Source organism: Oleiphilus sp. HI0128 (genome assembly GCF_001635365.1).
The window spans coordinates 1-5,844 of record NZ_LWGG01000726.1 but is presented as its reverse complement, the minus strand read 5'-3'; the positions used below and the strand labels follow the sequence as shown (position 1 = coordinate 5,844).

Genomic DNA, 5,844 nt, shown 5'->3' with positions numbered 1-5,844 from the left:
TATGCTATCCATACCGATATTGGTCATGCTTGTGTCGCCTGTCGCGTAAACAAACAACTTGCCCCCTTGAGCGTACCTCTACAAAGCGGGCAAACGGTTGAAGTAGTCACTGCCCCTAGCGCTAAACCAAGTAGGGCTTGGCTGAATATTGTCACAACCGGTAAAGCCAAGAGCAGCATAAGGCACTACTTGAAAGACCAACGCGAAGCCGAAAGCCTAGCGCTTGGTAAGAGCTTGCTCGATAAGTCACTCTCTGGCATTAATGTTTCCTGGAAAGATATTCCTGAAGCACAGATTCAAAAAGTTCTTGAACATAACCAAGCCGAGAGCATGGATGTACTCCTGCGCAATATCGGTTTAGGTCAGCGCATGCCGTTCATCATTGCTCGTCAATTGATGTCTGATGCAATACAAGATGAGGCTGAAAACGAAGCTCAAGATACCTCTACAGTGTCCATGATGATCAAGGGCTCAGAAGGAATGAACCTGTCTTTCGCACATTGCTGCCACCCGATCCCGGGCGACCCGATCGTAGGCTTACCTGACACAGGCTCTGGCATCACCATTCATTCCGAGGGCTGCTCAAAAATTATGAACCTAAGCAACAATCAGGTTCAAATGCACTTATCCTGGGTGAAAGATATTACCGATGAGTTTACCGTTGAATTGAAGGTAGAGCTTGAACGCCAACGCGGCATTATTGCCGAGCTAGCCGCAGCGATAACGCACGCCGAAGGTAATATCGAACGAATCGGCGTGACGGAACAAAACGCCAAACTAAGTGTTGTTAGTGTTGTGCTACATGTTCAGGGTCGACGACACCTGGCTCGAGTTATGCGCCGAATTCGCTCAATCAAAGCCGTTCTAAGGCTTACCAGAGTCATATCAAAATAAAGTGATTAGCTTCCAGGAGGAAATATGAGTAACAAGTCCATTATTCAAACAGCAGATGCACCGGAAGCAATCGGAACCTATTCCCAGGCAGTAAAAGTCGGCGAGACCGTTTTTTTATCTGGCCAGATCCCGCTGGACCCAAGTACGATGAGCCTGGTAGAAGGCGATATCAGCACGCAAATCACGCGAGTATTTGATAACCTTACCGCTGTATGCAATGCCGCAGGCGGTACACTTCAAGACATAGTTAAACTCAATATTTTCCTGACAGACCTAGGACACTTCGCCACCGTGAATGAAATCATGGCCAAGTATTTTGAAGCGCCTTATCCCGCAAGAGCCGCCATTGGCGTCGCATCACTACCTAAAGATGCTCAGGTTGAAATGGATGGCATAATGGTGATGAATTCATCTATTTAGGTTTGTCTTAACATCGCCTGATAACCTTCTCGGAAAGTCGGATAGTGAAGTTGATAAGCACTATCCAACATTCGCCTATTGGAACACTGCTTATTTCCGCTTCGCCGTTTTGCCTGCTCGGAAGGTTGGGTATTGATGGTCAGCCCCAAGTGCTCTGCTAGCCAGATAATCACTTCATTAAGATCTACTGGTTCACTATCACTAGCAAGATATAGCGGCTCCAACGCTGAGCCTTGAGCATTCAAGCGAATTAAGTGCTCAATAAAACCCACGCAATCATCTTCATGAATACGGTTACTTCGACGTAAGGCTTTACTTAAAATAGCCGCGCCACTTTCCGCAGACTGCTTTACCTGATTAATTAACTGGCGACGAGAACCACCATAGATCCCGCTAAAACGAATAATCGTGCTGGGTATGCCGCTGTGTCGAAGTAGACCTTCCGCTTCAAAGATAAGCTTTCCTGAAAACTGTTTTGGTTCACAAGGGCTTTGCTCATCTATCCAACTATCATCATTCTGGTGATAGACACTGCTACTGGAAACAAAGATCAATCGCTTTAAGCGCTTCGGATTAGGAAGCATCGTAAGCGTGTTTTCTAAACCCGTGACATAGGTATCACGATAAGCCTGTTCGGTGCGCTGGGAAGGCGTCAGGCAATAAATCAGGTAATCAACACCATCAGTCAGGACTTGTGAAAACACCTCTTCTAAACTCGATGCCTCTCGAACATCTGCAGCAAGATAATGAATGTCATCCTGAGACATTTGAGGTCTTCGGCGTAAACCAAAAACTTGAAAGTCACTTGAAAGCCTCTTCGCTACGCGCCCACCGATTTTACCGCAACCGACTATCAAAACCTTCTTACCTTGCATAGCGCCAAGCCTTTTCTATATGATTTGTCGCTAGTATAAAACGAAGTACTCTAAAAGACATTCGTAGATGCATGGAAGTACCTGCACTCACACAAAAGGGTTAAATCGGCATGGCAGCGCTGGAGGAAATAGAGCTTACGCAGTTAAAAGGTGTGGGCGCCAAACTGGCTGAAACACTTTCCAAGCTCGATATTCACAACATGCAGGACCTACTCTTCCACCTGCCTTTTCGTTACGAAGACCGAACTCGTATTCACTCTGCAGCCTCGCTTCGCCCCGGCATGCAAGGCTTGTTTGAAGTGGAAGTGCTCGGTAGTAGAGTCGTTCATGGAAGAAGGCGTAGTCTAGAAGTCAAAGTAAAAGACGCCAGCGGCACCGTTACACTGCGTTTTTATCACTTCAGCGCAGCTCAAGCCCGGCAACTTCAAAAAGGTACCTACCTGCGTTGCTATGGTGAGGCCAGGCTTGGAAAGCTGGGAATAGAATTCTATCACCCTGAGTACAATATCATCACAGGGGACGAGAAGAATACCGCACCCGAAACTTTAACTCCGGTTTATCCCTTAACCGAAGGAATTCAACAAGCAAGACTCCGTGCAATCTGTCGTCAAGCGCTTGGCTGGCTGGATCGCTGCGATGTCCGCGATCTACTGCCGCCTAGCATTCGAAAAGCCTACCAGCTACCGGAACTTAAACATGCACTAAGTTACTTACATGCTCCACCAACCGAAGCCGACCAACTCGCTTTGCTAGAAGGGCGGCATTTATGTCAGCAACGCCTTATTGTTGAAGAATTACTCGGGCATCACTTAAGTCTGTTAAAACTCCGCAAAGGCGTACAAAGTCACCAAGCCTTGCCTTGCCAGAATAATAGCCAGCTAGGCACTCAACTGCTTGAGCAGCTCCCCTTTGAACTAACCGGTGCACAAAAAAAAGTGTGCAGCGACGTCGACCATGACCTAGGCCAAGCCTTCCCCATGCTACGATTGGTACAAGGCGATGTCGGCTCAGGTAAGACCATCGTTGCGGCCTTGGCAGCCTTAAAGGTTGTAGAGTCGGGTGCTCAAGTCGCTTTAATGGCTCCCACTGAAATTCTTGCCGAGCAACATCTATTGAACTTCAGTCAGTGGTTTGCCGAGCTTAAGCTTCCTGATGGCAACTCGATAGAAATCGCATGGCTAAGTGGTAAGTCAAAGGGCAAGACCCGAGCAGCCGCCTTGGGAAAAATCGCATCGGGTAATGCTCAAGTCGTCATCGGCACACATGCTTTGTTTCAAGATGAAGTGAAGTTTTCACGCTTGGCCCTGGCGATTATCGACGAGCAACACCGCTTTGGTGTTCACCAGCGTTTATCCTTAAAAAACAAAGGGCAAGACTCCGGTTTGGTGCCACATCAGCTCATTATGACCGCCACGCCCATACCCCGGACATTGGCAATGAGCGCCTACGCCGACCTCGACACCTCGGTAATCGATGAACTCCCCCCAGGCAGACAAAAAATAGAAACCTTTGCCATTCCAGATAGTCGACGCTCCGAAATGGTTGAACGGGTTAGAAAATCTTGTGAAGCCGGCTGTCAGGCCTATTGGGTTTGCACTCTTATAGAAGAATCTGAAGCCCTGCAGTGTCAGGCTGCAGAGGAAAGCCTGGCCTGGTTACAAGCTCAGCTAGGAGGTTTGGTTGTCGCCTTGGTTCATGGGCGAATGAAGGCTCAGGATAAAAGCCTAATCATGGATCAGTTCAAAGAAGGGCGTATTGATGTATTGGTTGCTACGACTGTTATTGAAGTCGGTGTGGACGTTCCCAATGCGAACCTTATCGTTATTGAAAACCCTGAGCGCTTAGGGCTCGCCCAGCTACATCAGTTGCGCGGCCGCGTAGGAAGGGGCGCTTTAAAAAGCTATTGTGCGCTAATGTACCACCCACCTCTATCCGCCAATGGCAAAGAGCGCTTAAGTGTAATGCGCGAAAGTAACGATGGCTTTGTCATTGCCGAGAAAGATCTGGAGTTAAGAGGCCCTGGTGAAGTTCTGGGTACCCGGCAAACCGGTATGGTCGAATTTCGGATTGCAGACCTTCAACGTGACCAAAATTGGCTTCCTGAAGTCAAAACCATGGCTGCACAAGTGTTTGAGGACTCCAAGCTCAGTGAACTATTGATTCGTCGATGGGTCGGCGCAAAGCGTGTTTATGGAGAAGTTTAGTATTTTTGTTACCTTCGACTAAATTGACGAACTGTTTTGCTGGATTGATCTACACTTAGCTTATTGATATGGAAACGCTTATGGATAACAAAGAGTTAAATGACATGATACCCGCGGTGGTGAATAAAGTTTTTGAACAATACCAGAATGATGCCGAAATTAATTTGACTGAAGCGGACCAGCCAGTGTTGGTTGACCGTGAAGGCATTCCCGATAGCCAGATTCTGAAAACCATCTTGATGGCAGACACACTAGGGCGTTCGCAGCTAATATTTTTAGCCGACAGTATGCTGGATGTCGACAGTTTGAACAGTAAGGTAGGGCGCTCATTCGAAGCGCTGCCACATGAGGATGTACACAGCCTAATCGCCGTGCATAGCATCAAAACGCTTCCGGCTATTCCGGATATCACCGGTTTACCGGCGATTGTCGATGCTCGTGTCATCGAACAGGATACCGTCTATATCGAAACCGATGAAGCAGATAAACTGATCAAGCTGAGTAAAGAGGCCTTTTCAGCCTCAACTAGAAAAGCTAAAGTCGAAAGCGTTGCAGTGCCTCTATCATCGATACCTTACAACATAAATCAACCAGGCAGTGACCTTGAGCAGATCAATCAAGCGATTGAGAAGTTTACCTCCTTACGTATTAAACAGCGCTTGGAAGACACTCTTGAGCTTCCACCTCTGCCTCAGAGTGCACAAGAAATTATTCGCCTTCGCTCCAACCCTGATGCAGGCGCTGATGAACTGGCAGATATCATCGAAAAAGATCCAAGCCTTGCTGCTCAGGTAGTTAGCTGGGCTTCCAGCTCATTTTACAATGCACCCGGAAAGATCAAGTCAGTTCACGACGCGATCATCAGGGTATTGGGCTTTGATATGGTGATGAACCTGGCAATGGGTTTAGCTCTGGGAAGAACACTAAAAGTTCCTAAGGATGAGCCAAAAGGTTATGCCCCCTATTGGCAGCAAGCCATGTGGCTAGCTCTAGGTACGACCTCAATTCTAAGCAAAATTGACCCGACTTATCGCCCCAGTTTCGGCTTGTCTTATCTTTCGGGCTTGCTGCATAACTTTGGTTATTTGGTGCTTGCACACGTCTTCCCGCCTCACTTCTCGTTGATGTGTCGCTATATTGAAGCAAACCCCCATTTAGACAGTGGCTATATTGAGCACTTCTTACTGGGCATTACTCGTGAACAAATTGGTAGCCAGCTGATGTCTGTCTGGAATATGCCAGAAGAAGTCATTATTGGCTTGAGACACCAAAAGAATCAGGCCTTCGAAGGTGTAAATGCTGAATACGCCGGTTTACTGCAGCTCACTCAAGATATGCTGGCTGACGCAGGCGTTGTTCCTAAACCAGCCGACAAACTTGATGAAAGTATTTATACCCGTCTGCACATCACACCAGAAAAAGCCGAGGAAGCTTTGGCACAATTACTGGAA

The 5,844-nt window shown here is 47.5% G+C and carries 5 protein-coding genes; 4 read left to right on the top strand and 1 reads right to left on the bottom strand.

What is annotated here, in order from left to right; translation table 11 throughout:
• Together A3763_RS08965 and A3763_RS08960 are read left to right on the top strand one after the other, a co-directional pair.
• Nucleotides 1-894, top strand: an 894-nt coding sequence (locus tag A3763_RS08965; protein WP_156495024.1) for a RelA/SpoT AH/RIS domain-containing protein, incomplete at its 5' end; no start/stop codon positions are given.
• Between the two features lie 24 nt (nt 895-918).
• Entirely contained in the window at nt 919-1,314 is a 396-nt protein-coding gene (locus tag A3763_RS08960; RefSeq protein ID WP_068508651.1) for a RidA family protein, read from the top strand.
• Here A3763_RS08960 and A3763_RS08955 read toward each other — a convergent pair.
• The gene (locus A3763_RS08955; protein ID WP_068508652.1) at nt 1,311-2,189 is read right to left on the bottom strand and encodes an NAD(P)H-binding protein; all 879 of its coding nucleotides are present in this window, start codon (nt 2,187-2,189) and stop codon (nt 1,311-1,313) included. The two genes, A3763_RS08960 and A3763_RS08955, sit on opposite strands and share 4 nt — an antisense overlap.
• Before the next feature lie 110 nt (nt 2,190-2,299).
• On the opposite strand from A3763_RS08955, the gene recG reads away from it, so the two are divergent.
• Nucleotides 2,300-4,393, top strand: coding sequence for an ATP-dependent DNA helicase RecG (recG, locus tag A3763_RS08950; protein ID WP_068508654.1), 2,094 nt, complete (start codon nt 2,300-2,302; stop codon nt 4,391-4,393).
• An 80-nt stretch (nt 4,394-4,473) separates the two neighbouring features.
• Nucleotides 4,474-5,844 (top strand): aminoacyl-tRNA deacylase and HDOD domain-containing protein (locus A3763_RS08945; RefSeq protein ID WP_068759990.1); only part of this gene is annotated, 1,371 nt, incomplete at its 3' end.

What these genes read in the sequence shown, in the direction of transcription:
- A3763_RS08960 (WP_068508651.1), top strand. Translation starts at nt 919, where the DNA reads ATGAGTAACAAGTCCATTATTCAAACAGCAGATGCACCGGAAGCAATC.
- A3763_RS08955 (WP_068508652.1), bottom strand. Translation starts at nt 2,189, where the DNA reads ATGCAAGGTAAGAAGGTTTTGATAGTCGGTTGCGGTAAAATCGGTGGG.
- recG (WP_068508654.1), top strand. Translation starts at nt 2,300, where the DNA reads ATGGCAGCGCTGGAGGAAATAGAGCTTACGCAGTTAAAAGGTGTGGGC.